Below are 22,214 nucleotides of genomic sequence, written 5' to 3'. Positions count from 1 at the left end.
GACGAGGTTTTCGCCAAGCGGCGAGAATGTGCTCCATGACCACCCCGCTGCAAATCGATTTCGTCTCCGACGTGGCCTGCCCCTGGTGCGCCGTCGGCCTGGCCTCGCTCGAGCGCGCCCTGGACCACCTGGGCGCCGAGGTGCCGGTGGAGATCCGCTTCCAGCCTTTCGAGCTCAATCCGCAGATGGGGCCCGAGGGCCAGGACGTGACGGAGCACATCCAGCAGAAGTACGGCGCCACGGCCGAACAGCAGGCGAAGAACCGCGAAGCAATGGCGGATCGCGGCGCTGCCGTCGGCTTCGAGTTCCGTAGGGAAGGCCGCGGTCGCATCTGGAACACCTTCGACGCGCATCGCCTGCTCACGTGGGCGGGCGAGCAGGGCGCGCAGCAGCAGCGCGCGCTGAAGATGGCGCTGCTGCAGGCCTACCATGGGCAGGCGCGCAATCCTTCCGACCCTGCGGTGCTGCTCGATGTGGTGGAGGGCGTGGGCCTCGACCGCGCCGCGGCGCAAGAGGTGCTGCAAAGCGGCCGCTATGCCGACGAAGTGCGCGAGGCGGAGCGGCACTTCCAGCAACTGGGCATCCAGGCCGTGCCTTCGGTCATCGTGAACAACCGGCACCTGATCCAGGGCGGCCAGCCGCCGGAGGTGTTCGAGCAGGCTTTGCGGCAGATCGCCGCCGGGGCCGAATAAATCCGCGGCGGGCGTCCGTAGGCTGGGTTGCGCGCCAGCGCACCCCAGCTCAATGCCCGCCGGCAGCCCTCGCGAGCGCGACGCAGTAATCCAGCATCGCCTCCGTCTCCATCGCCTTGTCGAACACGGCGTCAGCGCCCAGCGCCTCGCAGCGGCGGCGCACCTCGCGGTTGGCGCTGCCGGTCAGCACGATCATCTTCTTGATCGGGTCGCGGTCGCGCAGGGCTTGCAGCACGCCGAAGCCGCTGCCGCCGCCCGGCTCCAGCACGAGGTCGACGATGGCGATGTCCCAGGGATGGGCGGGGTCGCGCAGCCAGGCGACCGCGGCCTTTTCGTTGGAGGCATGGCCGGCCGTGGCGATGTTGCCCAGCTCCGCCAGCGCCTCGATCAGGCTGTCCCGGATCTGGGGCTGGTCCTCCACCACGAATGCCTGCAACGCCAAGGCGAGCCTCCCTTGCGCCGGTCGGGCCGGCGTCAGCAGATTCTGCGCCGAAGGGCGCGGCGGGGCACGCGGGGCGTGGCGCTGAACCCACGGGCTGTGGGCAAGGCGCCGCGGCCACCGGGGCCGGTACGATGGCGCACCCCGTCATGGAAGCGCAACCGCGACCCTTGCCGTGCTGAACCTGCGCCTGGCGCACCGCGCCTTCCTGCGCGGCCTGGCGGCCGGGCTGCTGCTCGCCGCCGTCCCGGTTCGGCCGGCCGAGCCACCGGCGGCCGCGCCTGCCGCCACCGCGGCGCGCAAGCCGATCACCATCGCCGAGATCATCCCGCGCGCCGACAGCGACCAGCGGCAGGCAGAGCGGGTGGCCAGCGAGTTCGCGGCCCAGGACCCGGCCGAAAGGCTGCAGCCCAGCCTGGACGCCATCGCGGCGTCGGTCGACGACAAGCTGCGTGCCTTTCCTCCCGGCGACCTGGTCCGGCTGCCGGTGCGGCGGCTGGAAAGCCTGGAGCGCCACTGGCGCTTCGATGCCCGGCGCTTCGACCGCTGGCAGGGGGAGATGCGCGACGCCACGCAGCCCTTGCTGGATGACGCCGCCGACATCGCGCGGCGCCGGATGGACTGGGAGGCCACGCGCGCCGCCGTGGGGCTGGACGGCCTGCCCGCGGCCCTGGCCACGCGGGTCGACGCGATGATCGCCCGCCTGCAGCAGGTGGAGCGCGGACTGTCGCAGCCGCTGGAGCGCGTGATCGCGCTGCGCCAGCAGGCCAACGCGCTGGATGCCCGCATAGTCGCCGGCCGCCGGCAGGTGGCCGACGCCATCCAGGACATCGACCGCCGCCTCTTGCGCCTGGATGCGCCGCCGCTGTGGCGCGCCTACCAGCCCGGCGCCGGCGGCACGGACGCGGCAGCCAGCCTGGCCGAGGGACTGGAGATCGAAACGCGCTTCCTGCGCGACTACGCGCTGGCGGACGGCATCCGCCTCGCCCGCGCGCTGGAGCTGCTGTTGCTGCCGCTGGTGCTGTTCCTGGCGGCGCGCGGCCGGCGCGCACTGGAGCCGGTGGATGTGGAACTCAGCGCCGCGCGCGCCCTGGCCCGGCCGGTGTCGCTGTGGCTGCTGCTGGTGGTGACCGCGGTGCTGGCGTTCGAGCCGGACGCCCCGCTGATGGCGCAGCAACTGGCGATGCTGCTGGCGGCCATCCCGGTGTTGCGCCTGCTGCCGCCGGCGAGCCAGCGGGAGCTGGGGCCGTGGCCTTACGTCGCCAGCGGGCTGTTCCTGCTGAACCGGCTCGGCTTCCTGGTCATGTCCAGCACCTTGCTCTATCGCGTCTATGTGCTGGGGCTGGCCGTGTTGGCGCTGGTCCTGATGCTGTGGCTGCTGCTGCGCCTGCAGCACGCGATGAATGCGGGGAAGGCGGGGACCATGGCCCGGGGCTTGCGCGTCGGCGGCCTGGCCAGCGTCGGCCTGCTGGTCGCTTCGATCGCGAGCAACGTCGCCGGCAACCTGTCGCTGGCGGAGATGCTGGTCGACGGCGTGGTCGACAGCGGGTACCTGGCCCTGATGGCCCATGTGGGCGTGGCGGTCTGCGTGGTGTTGCTGCAGCTGCTGATGAACCGCTCCCGCTGGTCCCGCAGGCGCCTGCTGCGGCCCGACGCCCCGCCGCTGGAGCGGCTGTTGGTGCGGGTGGTCAAGGTGGCGGCGCTGGCCGGCTGGGCCGCCTACGCGATGAACAGCTTCCGCGTCTTCCGCCCGGCCTATGGCGCGGCCTCCGAGCTGCTGTCCTATGAGCTCACCCTGGGCGAGATCTCGCTCAGCCTGGGACGGGTGTGCGTCTTCTTCCTGGCGGTGTTCCTGTCGGTGGGCGCGGCTCGGCTGGTGCGGCTGCTGCTGCGCGACGAGATGCTGCCGCGCCTGGAGGTGCCGCAGGGCGTGGGCAGCAGCGTGGCCTCGCTCGCCTACTACGCGATGCTGCTGCTGGGCTTCGTGCTGGCGCTGTCGGCCGCCGGCTTCCGGGTCAGCCAGCTGGCGCTGGTGTTCGGCGCGCTGGGCGTGGGCATCGGCTTCGGGCTGCAGGCCCTGGTCAACAACTTCGTGTCCGGACTGGTGCTGATGGTGGAACGCCCGCTGCGCGTCGGCGACGTCGTCGAGATGGGTGGAATCACCGGCGAAGTGCGCACGATCGGCCTGCGCGCGACGGTGCTGCGCACCTTCGATGGCGCCGACGTGGTGGTCCCCAACGGCTCGCTGCTCTCCGGCAACTTGACCAACTGGACGCTGGTGGATCGCCGGCGCCGGGTGGAGGTGAACGTCGGGCTCGAATATGGCTGCGAACCGGCCCGGGCCATCGAGCTGCTGCTGGCGACCGCGGGCGCGACGCCCGGCATCGCGGCGCAGCCAGCGCCGCAGGTGTTGTTCCAGGGCCTGGGCGCCAACTCGCTGGACTTCGTCGTGCGGGCGTGGTGCGAGGATTTCGACGCTTCCGCCACGACGCGCAGCGCGCTCGTCACGCGGATCCACGACGCCGTGACGGCCGCCGGCCTGCGCTTCCCCTTCCCGCAGCGGGACCTGAACCTGCGCAGCGTGTCGCCGGAAGCCGAGGCCGTGCTGCGGCCTCAGCCGCCGCGGTGACGCGTCACTCGTAAGCCGACATCGGCACGCAGCTGCAGAACAGGTTGCGGTCGCCGTAGACGTTGTCCACGCGCCCCACCGGCGGCCAGTACTTGGCGTGGCGGCGCTCGTCCAGCACCGCCGCGCCCACTTCGCGCGGATAGGCGTGCTTCCACTCGCCCTTCAGCAAGGTCGCGGCCGTGTGCGGCGCGTTCTTCAGCGGGTTGTCGTCCTGCGGCCACTCGCCGCGCTCGACTTTCCGGATCTCCTCGCGGATCGCGACCATCGCGGCTATGAAGCGGTCGATCTCTTCCAGCGTCTCGCTCTCGGTCGGTTCCACCATCAAGGTGTTGGGCACCGGGAAGCTGAGCGTGGGCGCGTGGAAGCCGTAGTCGGCCAGGCGCTTCGCCACGTCCTCGGCCATCACGCCGCAGCTGTCCTTCAGCGGCCGCAGGTCCAGGATGCACTCGTGCGCGACGTGCCCGTTCTTGCTGGCGTACAGCGTGGGGTAGTGCTCGCGCAGGCGCGTGCTGATGTAGTTGGCGCTGAGGATCGCGGTTTCGGTCGCGTGCTGCAGGCCTTCGGCGCCCATCATGCGGACGTACATCCACGAGATCGGCAGCACCGCGGCGTTGCCCAGCGGCGCGGCCGACACCGCACCGACCGCGTGCTCCGGCAGGCCGCCGGACTTGTGCCCGGGCAGGAAGGGCACCAGGTCTTCGACCACGCAGACGGGGCCGACGCCCGGGCCGCCGCCGCCGTGGGGAATGCAGAAAGTCTTGTGCAGGTTCAGGTGGCTGACGTCGCCGCCGAATTCGCCCGGCGCGGCCACGCCCACCAGCGCGTTCATGTTGGCGCCGTCCACGTACACACGGCCGCCGTGCTCGTGCACCAGCGCGCACAACTCCTTGACCTGCGTCTCGAACACGCCGTGCGTGCTCGGGTAGGTGATCATGATGCAGGCGAGATGCTCGCTGTACTGCTCGCACTTCAGCCGCAGGTCGTCCAGGTCGACGTTGCCCATGTCGTCGCAGGCCGTCACCACCACCTTCATGCCCGCCATCTGCGCGCTGGCCGGGTTGGTGCCGTGCGCGGAAGAGGGGATCAGGCAGACGTTGCGGTGCGCCTGGCCGCGGCTCGCGTGCCACGCCTGGATGGCGAGCAGGCCGGCGTATTCACCCTGCGAGCCGGCGTTGGGTTGCAGGCTGATGCCCGCATAGCCCGTGGCCTGGCACAGCCAGGCGCGCAGCTGTTCGTCCAGCTCCGCGTAGCCTTGCAGCTGGTCGCGCGGCGCGAAGGGGTGCACGTGCGCGAACTCCGGCCAAGTGATGGGGATCATCTCGCTGGTGGCGTTCAGCTTCATCGTGCAGCTGCCCAGCGGGATCATGCTGCGGTCCAGCGCCAGGTCCTTGTCCGACAGGCCCCGGATATACCGCAGCATGCCGGTCTCGCTGTGGTGCGAGTTGAAGACCGGGTGCGCCAGGAACCCGCTGGTGCGGCGCAGCGCCTGCGGGATCGCGGGCTCGACGCCTTTCTCGAACTGGGCGAAGTCCGGCAGCTGCTGGCCCGGCTTGGCGAAGATGGTCCACAGCAGCTTGATGTCGTCGCGGGTGGTCGTCTCGTCCAGCGAGATGTAGATGTATTCGACCCAGTCCTTGCGCAGGTTGGCGCGCAGCGCATGGCCCTTGGCGATGAGCGCATCGGTCGCTTCACCGGTGTGCAGCGAGACGGTGTCGAAATAGGCGGCCGCGCGCGGCTTGTGCCCCAGCTGCTCCAGGCCCTTGGCGAGGATGACGGTGTAGCTGGCCACGCGCTGCGCGATGCGCTTCAGGCCTTGCGGCCCGTGGTACACGGCGTACATGCTGGCCACCACGGCCGGCAGCACCTGCGCCGTGCAGATGTTGGAAGTGGCCTTCTCGCGGCGGATGTGCTGTTCGCGCGTCTGCAGCGCGAGGCGGTAGGCCGGGTTGCCATGCACGTCGACGCTGACGCCGACCAGGCGGCCGGGCAGCGAGCGCTTGTATTCGTCGCGGCAGGCCAGGAAGGCGGCATGCGGGCCGCCGGCGCCCATGGGCATGCCGAAGCGCTGCGTGCTGCCGCACACGATGTCCGCATTGAATTCACCGGGCGGGACCAGCAGCGTGAGTGCCAGCAGGTCGGCGGCGACGATGAAGGCGGCCTGCTTGGCGTGGACCGTCTCCACGTCCAGCCGCAGGTCGTCGATGCGGCCGCTGGTGCTGGGGTACTGGGCCAGCACGGCGAAGTAGTCGCCGGCGATCGCCTTCACCCATTGTTCGTGCGAATTGGCCAGCACCAACTCGATGCCCAGCGGCTTCGCGCGCGTCTGCAGCACCTCGATGGTCTGCGGATGGCAGTCGCCGGCGACCACGATGGTGTTGCTCCTGCTCTTGACGCTGCGCCTGGCAAGCGTCATCGCTTCGGCCGCGGCCGTCGCTTCATCGAGCATCGACGCATTGGCGATGGGCATGCCCGTCAGGTCGCACACCATGGTCTGGAAGTTCACCAGCGCTTCCATGCGGCCCTGGCTGATCTCCGCCTGGTAGGGCGTGTAGGCCGTGTACCAGGCCGGGTTCTCCAGGATGTTGCGCAGGATGACGCCTGGCGTGTGGGTGCCGTAGTAGCCCTGGCCGATGAAGCTCTTGAAGACCTGGTTGCGCTGTGCAATCGCCTTCAGCTCGCCGAGCGCCGCCGCTTCCGTGGTGGCGGGCGGCAACTGCATGGCCGTGCCGCGCGCGATGGAACGCGGGACGATGCTGTCGATCAGGGCGCGGCGCGAGGCCTCGCCGATCACCGACAGCATGTGGCGCTCGTCCTCCTCCGACACGCCGATATGGCGCGGGATGAACTCGGACGGGTTTTCCAGCTCGCCGAGCGGCCGGGCGGATTGCATCAACATTCAGGCTCCGTACTTGCGCTTCTTGTCGTCATGGCGGGCTGCGCCCGCCGGGATCACGCGTTCTCTTTGGTGAACTTGTGGTAGTCCGGCTCGTCCATCAGGACGTCGAATTCCGCCATGTCCTTGATCAGGATCTTGAAGAACCAGCCGTTGCCCATGGGGTCCTTGTTGGCCAGCGAGGGGTTGCTGCGCAGTTCCTCGTTGACTTCGGTCACCTCGCCGGCGATGGGCATGTACACGTCGGCGGCGGCCTTCACCGACTCCACCACGCCCGCCACTTCACCCTTGGCATAGCTGCGCCCCACTTCGGGCAGGTCCACGAAGACCACGTCGCCCAGCGCGTCCTGCGCGTGCAGGGTGATGCCGACGACGGCCGCTTCGTGGTCCTCCAGCTGGATCCACTCGTGATCGGGCGTGTACTTGACGGTCATGTTTCTTTCTCCTTCCTGGCGGCGGCTAACCGCGGTAGTAACGGTTGGGGACGAAGGGCATGGTGCGCACTTCCATGGGGACGGACTTGCCGCGCACGACGGCGTTGACGCGCGTGCCCGCGGCGGAAAGCTGCGGCGGCACATAGCCCATCGCGACCGGCTGGTCCGCCGTGGGGGCGAGCAGGCCGCTGGTCACTTCGCCGACCTGCAGGCCTTGCGCGTCCTGCAGCGGCGTGTGCTCGCGTACCGGCACGCGCTCCAGCGCCACCAGGCCCACGCGCTTGCGCGCGATGGCTTCCGTGCCATCGAGCTGCGCCAGCACGCGCTGCGCGCCCGGGAAGCCGCCGGCGCGGGCGCCACCGGTGCGGCGCACCTTCTGGATGGCCCAGGTCAGCGCGGCTTCCACCGGCGTGGTCGTCGTGTCGATGTCGTTGCCGTACAGGCAGAGGCCGGCTTCCAGCCGCAGCGAATTGCGCGCGCCGAGGCCGATCGGCTTGACTTCAGGCTCGGCGAGCAGGGCGCGTGCGAACGCTTCGGCCTGCGCGGCCGGCACCGAGATCTCGAAGCCGTCCTCGCCGGTGTAGCCGCTGCGCGTGACGAACAGTTCGGCGGCTTGCCACTGGATCGCGGCGCCGGTCATGAACACCAGCTTCTCGACGCCAGGCAGCACGCGCTTCAGCGCATCCACCGCCTTCGGGCCCTGCAAGGCGAGCAGCGCGCGATCGGGCAGCGGCTGCACCTGGCAGCGCGAGCCGATGTGTTCCTGGATATGCGCGATGTCGCCGGCCTTGCAGGCGCCGTTGACCACCACGAACAGCTCGGTGCCGCGATTGACGAACATCAGGTCGTCGATGATCGTGCCTTCGTTCGTGAGCAGCAGCCCGTAGCGCTGCTTGCCGGGCGCGAGGTCGATCACGTCCACCGGCATCAGCGTTTCGAAGGCAGCAGCGGCCTGCGGGCCGGCCAGCCGCAGCTGGCCCATGTGCGAGACGTCGAACAGGCCGGCGGCGGTGCGCGTGTGGTGGTGCTCGGCCATCAGGCCGGCGGGATATTGCACCGGCATGCTGTAGCCGGCAAAGGGAACCATGCGCGCACCGAGTTCCAGGTGCAATGCATGCAGGGGTGTCTTCTGTAGCTCTTCTTGGGGGGCGGACACGCGGACTCCGACAGGGGCTGAGGGCCATGGTACTTCACCATGGGTGGGCCCGTGCTGTCCGCTTTACCTGAGAGATTCACCCCGTGTCGGGGCTTGCTCCTTCGGTGGACCGTTGCTCATCCGGGCAGCGGCCTCTCTCCAGCATGGAGACGCCTCTCGCGAGGCGTTTGCCAGTCCTTTGTGCCTGAGCGTTCGACGCCTTCGGCGGTTCCCCGCAAGGAACTCTCTCCTGACGTGAAGGATTGTAGCCTCAGCCGTGGACCTGCCTGTCGCGCATCGGCGGCTACACTCGCGCCCGTCCCATGGCCGCTTCGCCCCCCGTCAATGTCGTGCTCCGCTCGCTGCAGGTGCTGCGCGCGCTCAACCGGCAGCCGGTGTCCAGTGTCGACGTGCTGCACAAGCAGACGGGCCTGCCCAAGTCCACCATCGTGCGGCTGCTGCAGACCCTGGAGGCCGATGGCCTGGTGCGGCGCGCGCCGCAATACGGCGCCTACTACCTCACTTCCGAAGTGACGGCGCTGTCCAGCGGCTATCACAGCGAGCCGCGCATCGTGGAAGCCTCGTCGGCGATCGCCGAAGCGGTGACGCAGGAGCTGAAGTGGCCGGCCTCGGTGGCCGTGCGCGATGGCGACGCGATGGTCGTGCGCTACAGCACCATCCCGCACTCGCCGCTGTCCTTCTTCCATTCGACGATCAACATGCGCCTGAGCCTGGTCACGCAGGCGTTGGGCCGTGCCTATCTCGCGTTCTGCGATCCGACGGAGCAGGACGCGATCATCGAGATGCTGGCGCGCAAGGGCGAGCAGGTGCCGCTGGCGACGACCGAAGCGCAGTTGCGCGCGATGCTCGCCGAAGTGCGCGAGCGCGGCTACGCGCTGCGCGACCCGCGTGTGCGGCCGGAGTCGTCGACCATCGCCTTGCCGATCTTCGAAGGTCCGCGCGCGGTGGCGACGCTGGGCCTGACCTGGTTCCGTTCGGCCCTGACGGTGGACCAGGCGGTTGAACGTTTCCTGCCGCCGCTGCAGCAAGCAAGCGCCGGGATTTCGCGGGCTCTGGAGACCTTGGCCAGTCCGGGCTAACTTTTCGCGCGGCGGAAAGTCCGGAATTTCGGCTTGGCACGGCCGGGCGCCGCGCCCATCATCCGGGCCTTTCCAAGGAGTCCCGAATGAAAAGACGTACCGCCCTGGTCGCGGCAGCCCTGGTGGCAGCAATCGCGCCGGCGTTCGCGGCGGACTGGCCGTCCAAGCCCATCACCATGGTCGTGCCCTTCCCGGCCGGCGGCAGCACCGACGCCGTCGCCCGCCTGATCGCGCAAGGCCTGGGCCAGAAGCTGGGCCAGACCGTCGTGGTGGACAACCGCGCCGGCGCCGCCGGCAACCTGGGCACCGACGTGGTCGCGCGCGCCCAGCCGGACGGCTACACCATCGTCCTGTCCACCTCGGGCCCGCTGGCGAACAACAAGTTCCTCTACAAGCAGATGCCCTTCGACCCGCTGAAGGACCTGACGCCGATCGTCGCGGTCGGCGAGATCCCGATGGGCTTTGCCGTGAATCCCAACGTCAAGGTGAACTCGCTGAAGGAGTTCCTGGACGAGGCGCGCGCCAAGCCGGGCAAGCTGTCGATCGGCAACCCGGGCAACGGCACCATCGGCCACCTCACCGCCGAACTGATCAAGGTCCAGTCCAAGGTCCACGCGCTGAGCGTTCCCTACAAGGGCGACTCGCCGGCCATTGTCGATGCCTTGAGCGGCACCGTCGACGCCGTCTGCCTGCCCATCACCGCGCTGGTGCCGCAGATCCAGAGCGGCAAGTTGAAGGGCCTGGCCGTCACCTCCAGGCAGCGCTTCCCCGGCCTGCCCAACCTGCCGACCGCGCTGGAGCAGGGCGTCAATGCCGAAGCCACCGTGTGGCTCGCGATCGCCGGTCCCAAGGGCCTGCCCGCCCCGGTGGTGGAGCGCCTGAACAAGGACATCAACGCGATCCTCGCCACGCCCGAGGCGAAGGCCAAGCTGGCGCAGTTCGGCGCCACCACCATGGGCGGCAGCCCGCAGCAACTCGCCCACCTGATGGCCACCGACAGCGAGAAGTGGAAGAAGGTCATCGAGTACGCCCACGTCACCCTGGATTGATTGCCATGAGCCAGCCCCTCTTCTTCGATTCCCACGCCCACCTGGTCGCCGACGACCAGCAGCGCTACCCGCGCAACCCGATGCAGCGCTCCAAGGACGCGCCTTACCGTCCGCCAGGCGTGATCGGCCGTCCCGGTGGCCACCACGGCCCGAACCCCATCAACGAAGTGCCCGACGTCTCGCGCATGCTGGGCTGGATGAAGGCGGAGAACGTCGATGGCGCCGTGGCCGTGCAGAAGCGCATGGTCTACCGCTACGACAACAGCTACATCCTCGACTCGTCGGACGCGCACCCGGAGATCTTCTCCGCGGTGGTGATCCTCGACGCCGAAGACGCCGGCACGCCCGACCTGGTGCGCAAGTGGGTCAAGGAGCACGACCTGGTCGGCCTGCGCCTGTTCGGCGGCCGCCAGCCCGATGGCAGCATGCCCTGGCTCAATTCGCCGGCCGCGCTGAAAAGCTGGGAAGTGGTCAACGAAGCCGGCATCGTGATGGACCTGGAAGTGCTGGCCCAGGGCGGCGGCGGCCCGGCCGTGCCCGCGCTGCTGGAGCTGGCCGAGCGCTTCCCCCAGGTGCGCATCTGCCTGGACCACCTGCTGGAGCCCGAACTGCACCATGGCGAGCACTTCGGCATGGACGAACGCTGGGAGCAACTGGCCGCCTGCGAGCGCATCTCCTTCAAGTTCACGTCGATCAACCTCGACCACTGCCGCGAGGAAGGCTTCCCGGCCAACAAGGTGCTGCGCCGCGCCGTCGACCTGTTCGGCGCCGACCGCGTGATGTGGGGCTCGGACATCGGGACTTCGTCCGGCACGTACCAGGACATGGTGCAACGCATGGTCGATGCGTCCGACCTGCTGAGTGCCGAAGAGAAGCGCAAGGTCTGGCACGACACCGGCCGCCGCGTGTTCACCAAGGGCGGGGCCAAGTGATGAGCGCCGCAGCTCCCACCCTGCGCGCGGGCTCCGTCGCCCGCTGGTACGACCAGGCGCCGCAGATCGAAGCCCCGGGCGTGCGCACCTGGGTCGCGCGCGGCGCGAACTTCATCGTCACCTTCTCCGAGGTCGCTGCCGGCGCCAGGCTGCAGCGCCGCGGCCAGGTGGACGAATACATGGTGTTCCTGCCCGATGCGACGGCGACGATCCGCGCCGGCAGCGAACAGGTGCAGGCCGGCGCCGAGTCGCTCACCATCGTGCCGCCCGGCGACAGCGAGATCGTGGTGGAGCGCGCGGGCCAGGTGGTCTGCGTCTACTCGCACCTCGCCGCCGACCTGCTGGCGCTGGCCGGCAACGGCGCCGACTACGCCGCCGGCGCGCCCGACGTGGCGCCGCTCGTGCCCTGGCCGACGCCGGCCGACGGCTTCAAGCTGCGCCACTACCCGCTGGCGCAATACACGCAGGCCGACAGCAACATGCGCATCTTCCGCAGCACCAACCTGATGCTGAACGTGATGACCCCGCGCATGGTGGCGCGCGACGTGCGCAAGCTCAGCCCGCACCAGCACGCCGATTTCGAGCAGGGCTCGCTCGCGATCAAGGGCGACTGGGTGCACCACCTGCGCTACCCCTGGGTGGCGGACATGAACGCCTGGCGCGAGGACGAACACCCGGAGATGGGCAGCCCTTCGCTGGCGGTGATCCCGCCCAAGGTGATCCACACCAGCCGCAACCTCAATGACGGTGGCGCCTGGCTGGTGGACATCTTCGCGCCCCCGCGCATGGACTTCTCCAGCAAGCCCGGCAAGGTGGCCAACGAGAACGACTACCCGCTGCCGGCGGCGCAATGAAGATCACGATCGTGGGCGCGGGCGCCATCGGCGGCTGGCTGGCCGCACGGCTGGCGCTGGCGGGCGAGGACGTCAGCGTCGTCGCCCGTGGCGCGACGCTGGAGCGCATCGCTTCGCACGGGATCGAGCTGCAGTCCGGTGGCCGCAGCGAAGTGGCGCGGGTGCGCGCCGTCGCGTCCGCCACCGAGCTCGAGCCGCAAGACGTCGTGCTCGTCACGCTGAAGGCCCCGGCGCTTCCTGCGCTGGCGCCGCAGCTGCAAGGCCTGCTGAAGCCCGACACCCTGGTGCTGAGCGCCGGCAACGGCCTGCCCTGGTGGTACTTCCTGTCCGCGGGCCAGCCCTGCGAAGGCCTGCGCCTGCGCAGCGTCGACCCGCAAGGCGCGATCGAAGCGGCCTTGCCCCAGCCGCACGTGCTGGGTCTGAGCGTCTTCGCCGCCTGCCATTGCCCGGCGCCGGGCGTGGTGCGGCACGACAGCGGCGGCCGCTTGGTGCTGGGCGAACCCGCGGGTGGCGACAGCGAGCGCGTGACCGCGCTCGCGCAGCGCCTGCAGGTGGCCGGCCTGGACGCGCAGCCTTCGAGCGATATCCGCCGCGACATCTGGATCAAGCTGCTGGGCAACGCCTGCTTCAACCCGGTGAGCCTGCTGACCGGCGCGCCCACCGACGAAATGATCGACCAGCCGGAGTTGCATGCGCTGTTCGTGCGCATGATGGGCGAAGCGCTGGCCATCGGCGGGCGCCTCGGCCTGAAGCTGGACGTCGACCCGGTGCAGCGCATCGCGCAGACGCGCAAGCTGGGCCACATCAAGACCTCGATGCTGCAGGACCTGGAAGCCGGCCGCGCGGTGGAACTCGATGCCATCGTGGGCACCCTGGTCGAATGCGCCGCGGCCGTGGCGATGCCGGTGCCCACCTTTGCCAGCGTGCTGGCGCTCGCGCGCCTGCGCGCCCATCACGCCGGCCTGCCCGGCGCCTGAAGGAGAAACATGGCCATCACCAGTGAGCAGATCACGCAGCTGACCGCCGACCTCTACGAGTGGTCGCTGAAGAAGGTGCCCGACGACACCAAGGCGGCGCTGGCCGCCGCCGCGCCGCGCGAGAGCGACGACACCGGCCGCAAGACGCTGCGCATCATGCTGAAAAGCGCGGACGCGGCGGAGAGCACCGGCGGGCTGGTCTGCTCCGACGTGGGCATCCCCACCTACAGCATCAAGATCGGCACCCGCGTGTCTTTCGACGGCCCGGTGCGCCAGGCCATCGTCGACGGCTTCGCCCGCATGGCGGCGCGCAGCGACCCGCCGATCCTGAAGATGGTGACCAACCCGCTGACGCACCAGCGCAGCCACGCGGGCAAGGACATGCCCATCGTCACCTTCGACGTGATCGACGAAGCGGACTACGTGGACATCACCTGCGCGCCCAAGGCCATGGGTACGGGCCGCTGGGAGGCGCTGGAGACCTTCGTCTACCCGACGCACCAGCAGATCGAGGACTACGTGCTCGACGTCGTGCTGCGCTCCGGCTCGCAGGCCTGTCCGCCGATCGTGGTGGGCGTGGGCATAGGCGGCACCTTCGACCACGCGGCGCGCATCGCCAAGGAAGCCGTGCTGCGGCCCTTCGGCCAAGTGAATCCGGAGCCGGTGCTGGCCGGCATGGAGCAGCGCCTGCTGCAGGCGATCAACACGCTGGGCTTCGGCCCCATGGGCACCGGCGGCGACACCACGGCGATGGCCGTGCACATCAACTATTCGGCCTCGCACGGTTTCGTGCCGGTGGCTGTGAGCCTGAACTGCTGGATCAACCGCCGCACGCGGGCCCGCATCCATGCGGACGGCCGGGTGGAGCGCATCGAATGAAGCACCTGCAACTGCCGCTGTCCCGTGCCGACATCGACGGCCTCGAGGTCGGCGAGATGGTGACCTTGAGCGGGCAGGCCACGATGAGCATCGGCCTGCCGACGCACCAGCGCATGGTGGAGCACCTGGACGCGGGCACGCCCTTGCCGGTGGACTTGAAGGACGGCGCCTTCTTCCACCTGAGCTGCTTCAACCGCGAAAGCGCCGATGGCGAAAGCCACGAGGCGCTGTACCTGAACCCGACGACCAGCACGCGCTACAACGCCTTCATGCCGCGCCTGATCGAAGGTTGCGGGCTGCGGCTGGTGGGCGGCAAGGGCGGGCTGGACCACGCCAGCGTCGAGGCGATGCAGCGCCAGGGCTGCGCCTACCTGTCCTTCCTGGGCGGTGGCTGCACCTTGCTGTCGCAGGCGATCCAGCGCGTCGTCGCCGTGCACTGGACCGACTACATCGCGCAGTTCCGCCTGCTTACGCTGGAGCTCAGCGAGCTGGGGCCGGCCACCGTCGCGATCGACGCGCACGGCAACAGCGTCTACGAGCGCCTGCACGAGCAGGCGAAGCAGCGCCTGCAAAGCCTGCGCGACGGCCGGGCGGCCTAAGACCCCGCTGCCCGCGTGGCGTATTGCTGGCGGGGCGCGCTGCGCTCCACGATGCGTCTCCGCACAGAGGAGCGCATCCATGGCCAGCAAGATGAAAGCCGCCGTCGTCAAGGCCTTCGGCAAGCCGCTGGAGATCGAGGAGGTCCCGGTGCCCGAGGTGCAGCCGGGCTCGGTGCTGGTGCGCGTCGCGGCCTGCGGCGTGTGCCACACGGACCTGCACGCGGCCGACGGTGACTGGCCAGTGAAGCCGGGCCTGCCCTTGATCCCGGGCCACGAGGGCGTCGGCCACGTCGCCGCGGTGGGCGCGGGCGTCAAGGACGTGAAGGAAGGCGACCGCGTCGGCGTGCCCTGGCTGCACACGGCCTGCGGGCGCTGCGAGCACTGCATCACCGGCTGGGAGACGCTGTGCGACTCGCAGCAGATGACCGGCTACACCGTGAACGGCAGCTACGCGGACTACGTGTTGGCCGACCCGGCCTATGTGGGCCAGCTGCCCGCGAACATCGGCTTCACGGAGATCTCGCCGATCCTGTGCGCCGGCGTCACCGTCTACAAGGGACTGAAGGTGCTGGATTGCAAGCCGGGCGATTGGGTCGCCATCTCCGGCGTCGGCGGCCTGGGGCACATGGCGGTGCAGTATGCGAAGGCCATGGGCTTCCACGTCGCGGCGGTCGACGTCGACGACGAGAAGCTGCGGCTGGCGACCGACATCGGCGCGGACCTCACCGTCAACGCCAAGACCGACGACCCGGTGCGGGTGCTGCAGCGCGAGCTGCGTGGCGCGCACGGCGTGCTGGTGACGGCGGCCTCGCGGCCGGCCTTCAGCCAGGGCCTGGGCATGCTGCACAAGCGCGGCACGATGGCGCTGGTGGGGCTGCCGCCCGGCGAGTTCGGGCTGCCGATCTTCGACGTGGTGCTCAATGCGAAGACGGTCCGCGGCTCGATTGTCGGCACCCGCAAGGACTTGCAGGAGGCCCTTGCCTTCGCGGGCGAAGGCAAGGTGCACACGGTCTGCAGCGAGGACCGGCTGGAGAACATCAACGCGATCTTCGGCCGCCTGCGCGAAGGGCAGATCGAAGGCCGCGTGGTGCTGAAGATGTCTTGACCTTGATGGCGTAGGGTGCGCAGCTCCGCTGCGCACCAGGCACTACTTGTGATAGACGAGGTCCCGCAGCCCCAGCGACAGCGCCGGCACGTAGGTGACCACCATCAGGCAGGCCAGCACCACCAGCACGAACGGAATCAGCCGCGGGACGATCCGGTCCAGCGAGATCTTCGCCACCGTGCAGGCGGCGAACAGGTTGACGCCGAAGGGCGGCGTGATCATGCCCAGAGCCAGGTTCACCACCATGATCAGGCCGAAGTGCACCGGGTCGATCCCGAAGTGCTGGGCCACCGGCGCCAGGATGGGCGCCAGCACGATGATGGAGGCGCTGGTCTCGATGAACATGCCGATCACGAACAGCGCCGCGTTCACGCCCAGCAGGAACATGTGCGGGCTCTGCAGCACGCTTTCGAGCCAGCGGCCGATGGCCTCGGGCACCCCGGCGCGCGTGATCAGGAAGGCGAACAGGCCGGCGTTGGCGATGATGAACATGATCACCGCCGAGGAGATGACCGACTTGCGCAGGATGGCGTAGAGGTCGCGCACGCCGATCTCGCGGTAGATCGCCATGCCGACGACCAGCGCGTAGAACACCGCGACGGCCGAGGCCTCCGTCGGCGTGAAGATGCCGCCGTAGATGCCGCCCAGGATGATCACCGGCATCATCAGCGCCCAGCCGGCCTGCCACAGCGCACGGCCGAAGGGCAGGCGGCCCTCGCCGTCGTTCTTGCCCCAGCCCTTCCACTTGCAGTAGGCCCAGACGAACAGCATCAGTGCGCCGCCGATCAGGATGCCGGGACCGAAGCCGGCGATGAACAGCTCGCCGATGGAGACTTCGGCGCTGACGCCGTACAGGATCATCGGGATCGAGGGCGGGATGATCACGCCCAGTTCCGCGCTGGTGGCCTGCAGGGCCGCGGCGTAGTTGGTCGGGTAGCCGTGCTTGATGAGCGCCGGGATCAGGATGGCGCCGATGGCGAAGGTGGTCGCCACCGAGGAGCCCGAGACCGCGGCGAAGATCATGCAGGTGAGCACGCAGGTCATGGGCAGGCCGCCCTGCACGCCGCCGACGATGCTCTTGGCGAATTCGACCAGCCGGCGCGAGATGCCGCCGGTTTCCATCAGGTTGCCGGCCAGGATGAAGAAAGGGATGGCCGCGAGCGGAAACTTGTTGATCGAATTGAACATCTCCTTCACGGAGATGAGCATGTTGGCGTTGGTGACCTGGATGCCCAGGATGGCCGACAGGCCGATGGAAACGGCGACCGAGACGCTGAGCGCGAAGCACAGCACCATGGTTCCGAGCATGGCCGACGTCATTGCGCGGTCTCCAGTTCTTCGCGGACAGGGTCGATGAGGTTGCCGATGACGCCGAGGATCGAGAAAAGCGCGCCCACCGGCAAGGCCAGGTAGCCCCAGAACATCGAGATCGACTCCAGCCCGGCCATCGATTGCACGCGGCCGCGCACCGCGTAATCCCAGCCCCACCAGAGAATCACCAGCACCAGCACCATCGCGGCGATGGCCACCAGCCAGTCCAGCAGGCGGCGGGCGTGGCCGCGGGTCATGCGGTACAGAACGTCGACGCTGACCATCGCGCCCTGGCGGAAGGCGGTGGGAATGCCCAGGAACACCATCCAGATCAGCGCCAGGCGGATCAGGATCTCGCTCCATTCGGCCGGCTGCTCCAGCACGAAGCGGGTGATGATCTGGAACAGGCCGAGCAAGCTGGCCACCACCAGCATGAGGCAGGCGCCGCCCATGGCCAGCCCGCTGGTGAAGCGCTCGAAGCGCAGGAACTTGTCTTTCATGGTCCTCCTCTCGCGAAAAGGCCCGCGTGCGCGGGCCTTCCCTCTTCCTCCGGTCGCGGAGGCGTTACTTGTAGTTCCGGATCTTGTCCAGGTTCGCCTTGCCGAACTGCTTCTCGAAGTCGGCTTCCACCGGCGCGAGCGCGGCCACGAACTTGGTCTTGTCGATGTTGTCGATGACCGTCATGCCCTTGGCGCGCAGGTCGGCCACGCCCTTGGCGTCGTCCTCGTCGACGCGGTCGCGGTTGGCCTTGGTCGCCACCTTGGCGGCTTCCAGGAAGGCGGTCTTGTCGGCCGCCGACAGCTTGTCGAAGGACGCCTTGTTCATCAGGAAGATGCAGGGCGAGTAGACGTGCCCGGTCAAGGTCAGGTGCTTCTGCACCTGGTCGAACTTGGCGGAGATGATCACCGACAGCGGGTTCTCCTGGCCGTCCACCGTGCCCTGCTGCAGCGCGGTGAAGACTTCGGGGAAGGCCATGGGCGTGGTGATGATGCCGAAGCCCTTGTAGGCCGCGATGTGCACCGGGTTCTCCATGGTGCGCATCTTCAGGCCCTTCAGGTCCTCGGGCAGCTTGACGTCGCGCTTGCTGTTGGTCATGTGGCGGAAGCCGTTCTCCGCCCAGGCCAGCGCCTTGAAGCCCTTGGCGTCGAACTTGGTCAGCATCTCCTGGCCGATCGGGCCGTCCAGCACCGCGCGGGCGTGGGCCTTGTCGCGGAACAGGAAGGGCACGTCCAGGATCTTGGTTTCCGGCACGAAGTTCGGCACCGGGCCGGTGGAGCTGAAGGTCAGCTCCTGGGTGCCCAGCTGCACGGCTTCGATCGACTCGCGCTCGCCGCCCAGCGAGCCGTTGTAGAAGGTCTGGATCTTGTAGCGGCCGCTGGTCCGCTTCTCGACTTCCTTGGCAAATGTGTCGATGGCCACGCCCTGGTGCGAGTTCTGGGCGGTGGAAATGCTGATCTTCATCGTGGTCTGCGCGCTGGCGAGCGAGCAGGCCAGCAGGCCGGCAGCCAGGGCAGCGGCGAGGCGGGTGAACTTCATGCGGGGTCTCCTGCGGGGTGTTGTGGACAGCTTTGCGCGGACCACTATGCACGGCAGGAGGGAAGGGCACCACCGGAGTTCTACCGACCCCAGCCGTCAGCCTGCCGTAGGGTGCGCAGCTTGCTGCGCACCGCGCGGGGATGCTCCGTGCCAGGTGCTGCCGTAGGGTGCGCAGCTTGCTGCGCACCGGTCAACCTCACATGTTCGTGTAATTCGGCCCGCCGCCGCCTTCCGGCGTGACCCAGACGATGTTCTGCGTCGGGTCCTTGATGTCGCAGGTCTTGCAGTGCACGCAGTTCTGCGCGTTGATCTGCAGCCGCTCCTTGCCGTCCTCCTGCACGAACTCGTACACGCCCGCGGGGCAGTAGCGGCTTTCGGGGCCGGCGTACTTGGCGAAGTTCACGCTCACCGGCACCGACGCGTCCTTCAGCGTCAGGTGCGCGGGCTGGTCTTCCGCGTGGTTGGTGTTCGAGATGAACACCGAGGACAGGCGGTCGAAGGTGAGCTTGCCGTCCGGCTTCGGGTAGACGATGGGCTTGCATTCCGCGGCCGGCTTCAGGTACACGTGGTCCGGCTTCTCGCGGTGGATCGTCCACGGGATGCTTCCGCGCAGCACGAACTGCTCGATGCCGGTCATGAAGGTGGCGACCGTGCGGCCCTTCTTGAACCACTGCTTGAAGTTGCGGGCCTTGTTCAGCTCCTTGTACAGCCAGCTGCGCTCGAAGCTCTCCGGGTAGGCCGTGAGCTCGTCGTGCTGGCGGCCGTGCTGGAGCGCGTCGAAAGCGGCCTTGGCGGCCAGCATGCCGGTCTTGATGGCGGCGTGGCTGCCCTTGATGCGCGACGCATTCAAAAAGCCGGCGTCGTCACCCACCAGCGCGCCGCCCGGGAACACCAGCTTGGGCAGCGACAGGATGCCGCCCACCGTCAGCGCGCGGGCGCCGTAGGCCAGGCGCTTGGCCGCGCCGCCTTCGAAGTACCAGCGGATGTTGGGGTGCGTCTTGAAGCGCTGGAACTCCTCGAACGGCGACAGGTAGGGGTTGGAATAGTCCAGGCCCACCACGAAGCCGATCGCGACCTGGTTGTTCTCCATGTGGTACATGAACGAGCCGCCGTAGGTCATCTCGTCCAGCGGCCAGCCGGCGCTGTGCAGGGCCAGGCCTTCCTGGTGGCGGGACGGGTCGATCTCCCACACTTCCTTGATGCCGATGCTGTAGCTCTGCGGGTCGCGGTCGGCGTCGAGCTGGTAGCGGCCGATGATCTGCTTGCCCAGGTGGCCGCGCGCGCCTTCGGCGAACACGGTGTACTTGGCGTGCAGTTCCATCCCGAGCTGGAAGTTCTCGGTGGGCTCGCCGTCCTTGCCGATGCCCATGTTGCCGGTGGCCACGCCCTTGACGGAGCCGTCCTCGTTGTACAGCACTTCGGCGGCCGCGAAGCCGGGGAAGATCTCCACGCCCAGCGCCTCGGCCTGCTGCGCCAGCCAGCGCACCAGGTTCGCCAGGCTGGCGATGTAGTTGCCGTGGTTGCCGAAGTTCGGCGGCAGCATGAAGTTGGGCACGCGGGTGGCGCCGGTCTCGGACATGAACAGGAAGATGTCCTCGGTCACCGGCACGTTCAGCGGCGCGCCCTTTTCCTTCCAGTCCGGGATCAGCTCCGTCAGCGCCTTCGGGTCGACGATGGCGCCCGAGAGGATGTGGGCGCCGGGCTCGGAGCCCTTTTCCAGCACGACGACCGAGACTTCCTTGCCCGCGTCGGCGGCCAGCTGCTTCAGGTGGATGGCCGTCGCCAGGCCGGCGGGACCGCCGCCGACGACGACCACGTCGTACTCCATCGCTTCGCGGGGGCCGTACTGGGCCAGGATTTCTTCTTGGGTCATGGGCAGTCGTTGATAATGGATTGTGGTGCCGAGCGTACGATTTTATTCGTCCGGCCGGCCCCCCCAAAGCGAGAGGGATCCGTGGCTTATTCGATCGACTTGTCGGGCCGTGTCGCCTTCGTTACCGGCGCCAGCAGCGGGCTGGGCGCCCAGTTCGCGCGGGTGCTTGCCCGCTCCGGTGCGGCGGTGGTGCTGGCCGCGCGCCGCATCGAGAAACTGAAGGACCTGCGGGCCCAGATCGAAGGCGAGGGCGGCGATGCCCACGTCGTCGGCCTGGACGTCACCGACATCGGGAGCATCCGCGCCGCCGTGGCGCACGCCGAGACCGAAGTCGGCTCCATCGACATCCTGGTCAACAACTCGGGCGTCAGCACCACCCAGCGCATCCAGGACGTCACCGAGGACGACTGGGACTACATCTTCGACACCAACGCCAAGGGCGCCTTCTTCGTCGCGCAGGAAGTGGGCAAGCGCATGCTGGCCCGCGCGCGCGGCGCGGCGCCGGGCAGCTACACCGGCGGACGCATCATCAACATCGCTTCGATGGCGGGGCTGAAGGTGCTGCCGCAGATCGGCGCCTATGCGATCAGCAAGGCGGCGGTGGTGCAGATGACGCGGGCCTTCGCGCTGGAGTGGGGCCGCTTCGGCATCAACGTCAATGCCCTTTGCCCGGGGTACATCGATACCGAGATCAACCACCACCACTGGGACTCCGAACAGGGCCAGAAACTGGTGCAGATGCTGCCGCGCAAGCGGGTGGGCAAGCCGGAGGACCTGGACGCGCTGATGGTGCTGCTGGCGTCCGACCAGAGCCACTTCGTCAACGGTGCGGTGATCGCGGCCGACGACGGCTTCGCGCTCTAGCTGCCGGCTTCGCGCAGCGCATGCTGAGAGGTGTGCTCGCCGGCCTGCTGGCCGGCGCCCTGTGGGGTCTCGTCTTCGTCGCCCCGCGCATGGTTGCGGGCTTGCCGCCGGTCGATTTCGCGGCCGGTCGTTTCCTCGCTTATGGCCTCGTGGCCTTGGTGGTGGTCGGCTTCAACCGGCGTCCCTTGCCGACGGCGCGCCAGGCGCTGGCTGCCGCCGGACTGAGCGTGCTGGGCTTCACCGGCTACTACCTGCTGCTGGTGCTGGCCATCCGCGATGCCGGCACCGAGGTGCCGGCGCTGGTGATCGGCACCATCCCGATCTGGGTGATGCTGCTGGGCAAGCCGGGGCATTTGCGCTGGCGGGCGCTGGTGCCTGCTCTCGTGCTGACCGCTGCCGGCCTGGCGCTGATGATGGCGCTGCCGGCGGATGCCGGCGCGCGGCCGCACTTCTGGCGCGGCATCCTGATGGCGACGGCCTCGCTGGCGGCATGGACCGCGTTCGCCTTGCTGAACTCCGCCTGGCTGAAGCGCCATCCCGGGGTGAATGCGACGGACTGGGCCAATTGGCTGGGGCTGGCGACGGGCGCGGGCGCGCTGCTGATGTGGGCGGTGGCGGGTTCGGGTGTGGCCGCGTTGCGCGCGCATCCGCAAGCGGGCTTCTTCCTCGCGCTGTGCCTGGCGACGGGTTTCGGTTCGGCGTGGCTGGCGACCATCCTCTGGAACGTGGCCTCGCAGCGCCTGCCGGCCAGCCTGAGCGGGCAGTTGATCGTCAGCGAGACGCTGTTCGCGCTGGCCTATTCCTTCGCCTGGGACGGCGCCTGGCCCAGTGCGGCGCAATGGGCCGCGGTGGCCATGTTCACGCTGGGCATCGTGGCTTCGATCCGGGCGCACCGCGAATAGCCGCGGGTATG

At 68.9% G+C, this 22,214-nt stretch carries 20 protein-coding genes and 2 riboswitches; of the genes, 12 read left to right on the top strand and 8 right to left on the bottom strand.

Annotated features, from left to right (window positions below; genetic code table 11):
- Window positions 1-35 precede the first annotated feature (35 nt).
- Window positions 36-692, top strand: coding sequence for a DsbA family oxidoreductase (locus HHL11_RS22320; RefSeq protein ID WP_169420759.1), 657 nt, complete (start codon window positions 36-38; stop codon window positions 690-692).
- Window positions 693-741: 49 nt separating this feature from the next.
- Here the strand turns inward: HHL11_RS22320 and HHL11_RS22315 are convergent, their stop codons facing one another.
- Window positions 742-1,134: a response regulator gene (locus HHL11_RS22315; RefSeq protein WP_169420758.1), complete on the bottom strand. Its 393-nt coding sequence runs from the start codon at window positions 1,132-1,134 to the stop codon at window positions 742-744.
- A 172-nt stretch (window positions 1,135-1,306) separates the two neighbouring features.
- Here HHL11_RS22315 and HHL11_RS22310 point away from each other — a divergent pair, with 172 nt between their 5' ends.
- Window positions 1,307-3,760 (top strand): mechanosensitive ion channel family protein, encoded by a 2,454-nt coding sequence (locus HHL11_RS22310; RefSeq protein WP_342593259.1) that lies wholly within the window; start codon window positions 1,307-1,309, stop codon window positions 3,758-3,760.
- A gap of 4 nt (window positions 3,761-3,764) precedes the next feature.
- On the opposite strand, the gene gcvP is transcribed toward HHL11_RS22310, so the two are convergent.
- The 3 genes from gcvP to gcvT are packed head-to-tail and all read right to left on the bottom strand — an operon-like array spanning window position 3,765 to window position 8,243.
- Window positions 3,765-6,656 (bottom strand): aminomethyl-transferring glycine dehydrogenase, encoded by a 2,892-nt coding sequence (gene gcvP / locus HHL11_RS22305; protein WP_169420757.1) that lies wholly within the window; start codon window positions 6,654-6,656, stop codon window positions 3,765-3,767.
- A 53-nt stretch (window positions 6,657-6,709) separates the two neighbouring features.
- The gene (gene gcvH / locus HHL11_RS22300; protein WP_169420756.1) at window positions 6,710-7,087 is read right to left on the bottom strand and encodes a glycine cleavage system protein GcvH; all 378 of its coding nucleotides are present in this window, start codon (window positions 7,085-7,087) and stop codon (window positions 6,710-6,712) included.
- Window positions 7,088-7,112: 25 nt separating this feature from the next.
- Window positions 7,113-8,243 (bottom strand): glycine cleavage system aminomethyltransferase GcvT, encoded by a 1,131-nt coding sequence (gene gcvT / locus HHL11_RS22295; protein ID WP_169420755.1) that lies wholly within the window; start codon window positions 8,241-8,243, stop codon window positions 7,113-7,115.
- A 44-nt stretch (window positions 8,244-8,287) separates the two neighbouring features.
- Window positions 8,288-8,395, bottom strand: a riboswitch (glycine riboswitch).
- A gap of 9 nt (window positions 8,396-8,404) precedes the next feature.
- A riboswitch (glycine riboswitch) is annotated at window positions 8,405-8,485 on the bottom strand.
- A 60-nt stretch (window positions 8,486-8,545) separates the two neighbouring features.
- On the opposite strand from gcvT, the gene HHL11_RS22290 reads away from it, so the two are divergent.
- The 8 genes from HHL11_RS22290 (at window position 8,546) to adhP (ending at window position 15,717) form a co-directional block, all read left to right on the top strand.
- The gene (locus HHL11_RS22290; RefSeq protein WP_169420754.1) at window positions 8,546-9,322 is read left to right on the top strand and encodes a DNA-binding transcriptional regulator; all 777 of its coding nucleotides are present in this window, start codon (window positions 8,546-8,548) and stop codon (window positions 9,320-9,322) included.
- A gap of 86 nt (window positions 9,323-9,408) precedes the next feature.
- On the top strand, window positions 9,409-10,371 hold the full coding sequence (locus HHL11_RS22285) for a Bug family tripartite tricarboxylate transporter substrate binding protein (RefSeq protein WP_169420753.1): 963 nt from the start codon (window positions 9,409-9,411) through the stop codon (window positions 10,369-10,371).
- Between the two features lie 5 nt (window positions 10,372-10,376).
- Window positions 10,377-11,303, top strand: coding sequence for an amidohydrolase family protein (locus tag HHL11_RS22280; protein ID WP_169420752.1), 927 nt, complete (start codon window positions 10,377-10,379; stop codon window positions 11,301-11,303).
- On the top strand, window positions 11,303-12,157 hold the full coding sequence (locus tag HHL11_RS22275) for a cupin domain-containing protein (protein WP_169420751.1): 855 nt from the start codon (window positions 11,303-11,305) through the stop codon (window positions 12,155-12,157). Before HHL11_RS22280 ends, HHL11_RS22275 begins: the two co-directional genes overlap by 1 nt.
- Window positions 12,154-13,134 (top strand): ketopantoate reductase family protein, encoded by a 981-nt coding sequence (locus tag HHL11_RS22270; protein WP_169420750.1) that lies wholly within the window; start codon window positions 12,154-12,156, stop codon window positions 13,132-13,134. The genes HHL11_RS22275 and HHL11_RS22270 overlap by 4 nt, the downstream gene beginning before the upstream one ends.
- Window positions 13,135-13,143: 9 nt before the next feature.
- Window positions 13,144-14,013, top strand: a complete 870-nt coding sequence (locus HHL11_RS22265; protein WP_169420749.1) for a fumarate hydratase — start codon at window positions 13,144-13,146, stop codon at window positions 14,011-14,013.
- Complete coding sequence (locus HHL11_RS22260; protein WP_169420748.1) at window positions 14,010-14,612, top strand: fumarate hydratase C-terminal domain-containing protein; 603 nt, start codon at window positions 14,010-14,012, stop codon at window positions 14,610-14,612. Before HHL11_RS22265 ends, HHL11_RS22260 begins: the two co-directional genes overlap by 4 nt.
- 79 nt (window positions 14,613-14,691) lie before the next feature.
- The gene (gene adhP, locus HHL11_RS22255) at window positions 14,692-15,717 is read left to right on the top strand and encodes an alcohol dehydrogenase AdhP (RefSeq protein ID WP_169420747.1); all 1,026 of its coding nucleotides are present in this window, start codon (window positions 14,692-14,694) and stop codon (window positions 15,715-15,717) included.
- A gap of 42 nt (window positions 15,718-15,759) precedes the next feature.
- On the opposite strand, the gene HHL11_RS22250 is transcribed toward adhP, so the two are convergent.
- The 4 genes from HHL11_RS22250 to HHL11_RS22235 all read right to left on the bottom strand — a co-directional run bounded on the left by HHL11_RS22250 (window position 15,760) and on the right by HHL11_RS22235 (window position 20,437).
- On the bottom strand, window positions 15,760-17,037 hold the full coding sequence (locus tag HHL11_RS22250; protein WP_169420746.1) for a TRAP transporter large permease: 1,278 nt from the start codon (window positions 17,035-17,037) through the stop codon (window positions 15,760-15,762).
- Window positions 17,034-17,528, bottom strand: coding sequence for a TRAP transporter small permease (locus HHL11_RS22245; protein WP_169420745.1), 495 nt, complete (start codon window positions 17,526-17,528; stop codon window positions 17,034-17,036). Before HHL11_RS22245 ends, HHL11_RS22250 begins: the two co-directional genes overlap by 4 nt.
- Window positions 17,529-17,592: 64 nt before the next feature.
- Window positions 17,593-18,564 (bottom strand): TRAP transporter substrate-binding protein, encoded by a 972-nt coding sequence (locus tag HHL11_RS22240; protein WP_169420744.1) that lies wholly within the window; start codon window positions 18,562-18,564, stop codon window positions 17,593-17,595.
- 196 nt (window positions 18,565-18,760) lie between these two features.
- On the bottom strand, window positions 18,761-20,437 hold the full coding sequence (locus HHL11_RS22235) for an electron transfer flavoprotein-ubiquinone oxidoreductase (RefSeq protein WP_169420743.1): 1,677 nt from the start codon (window positions 20,435-20,437) through the stop codon (window positions 18,761-18,763).
- 81 nt (window positions 20,438-20,518) lie between these two features.
- Between HHL11_RS22235 and HHL11_RS22230 the strand changes: the two genes are divergently transcribed.
- Window positions 20,519-21,301, top strand: a complete 783-nt coding sequence (locus tag HHL11_RS22230) for an SDR family oxidoreductase (RefSeq protein WP_169420742.1) — start codon at window positions 20,519-20,521, stop codon at window positions 21,299-21,301.
- A gap of 20 nt (window positions 21,302-21,321) precedes the next feature.
- Window positions 21,322-22,203: a DMT family transporter gene (locus HHL11_RS22225; protein ID WP_169420741.1), complete on the top strand. Its 882-nt coding sequence runs from the start codon at window positions 21,322-21,324 to the stop codon at window positions 22,201-22,203.
- Window positions 22,204-22,214: the final 11 nt, after the last annotated feature.

Origin of the sequence: Ramlibacter agri (assembly GCF_012927085.1) — a bacterium.
Taxonomy (GTDB): Bacteria; Pseudomonadota; Gammaproteobacteria; order Burkholderiales; family Burkholderiaceae_C; genus Ramlibacter; species Ramlibacter agri.
The sequence above is the reverse complement of the archived record's forward strand: the minus strand, read 5'-3'. Positions and strand labels throughout refer to the sequence as shown.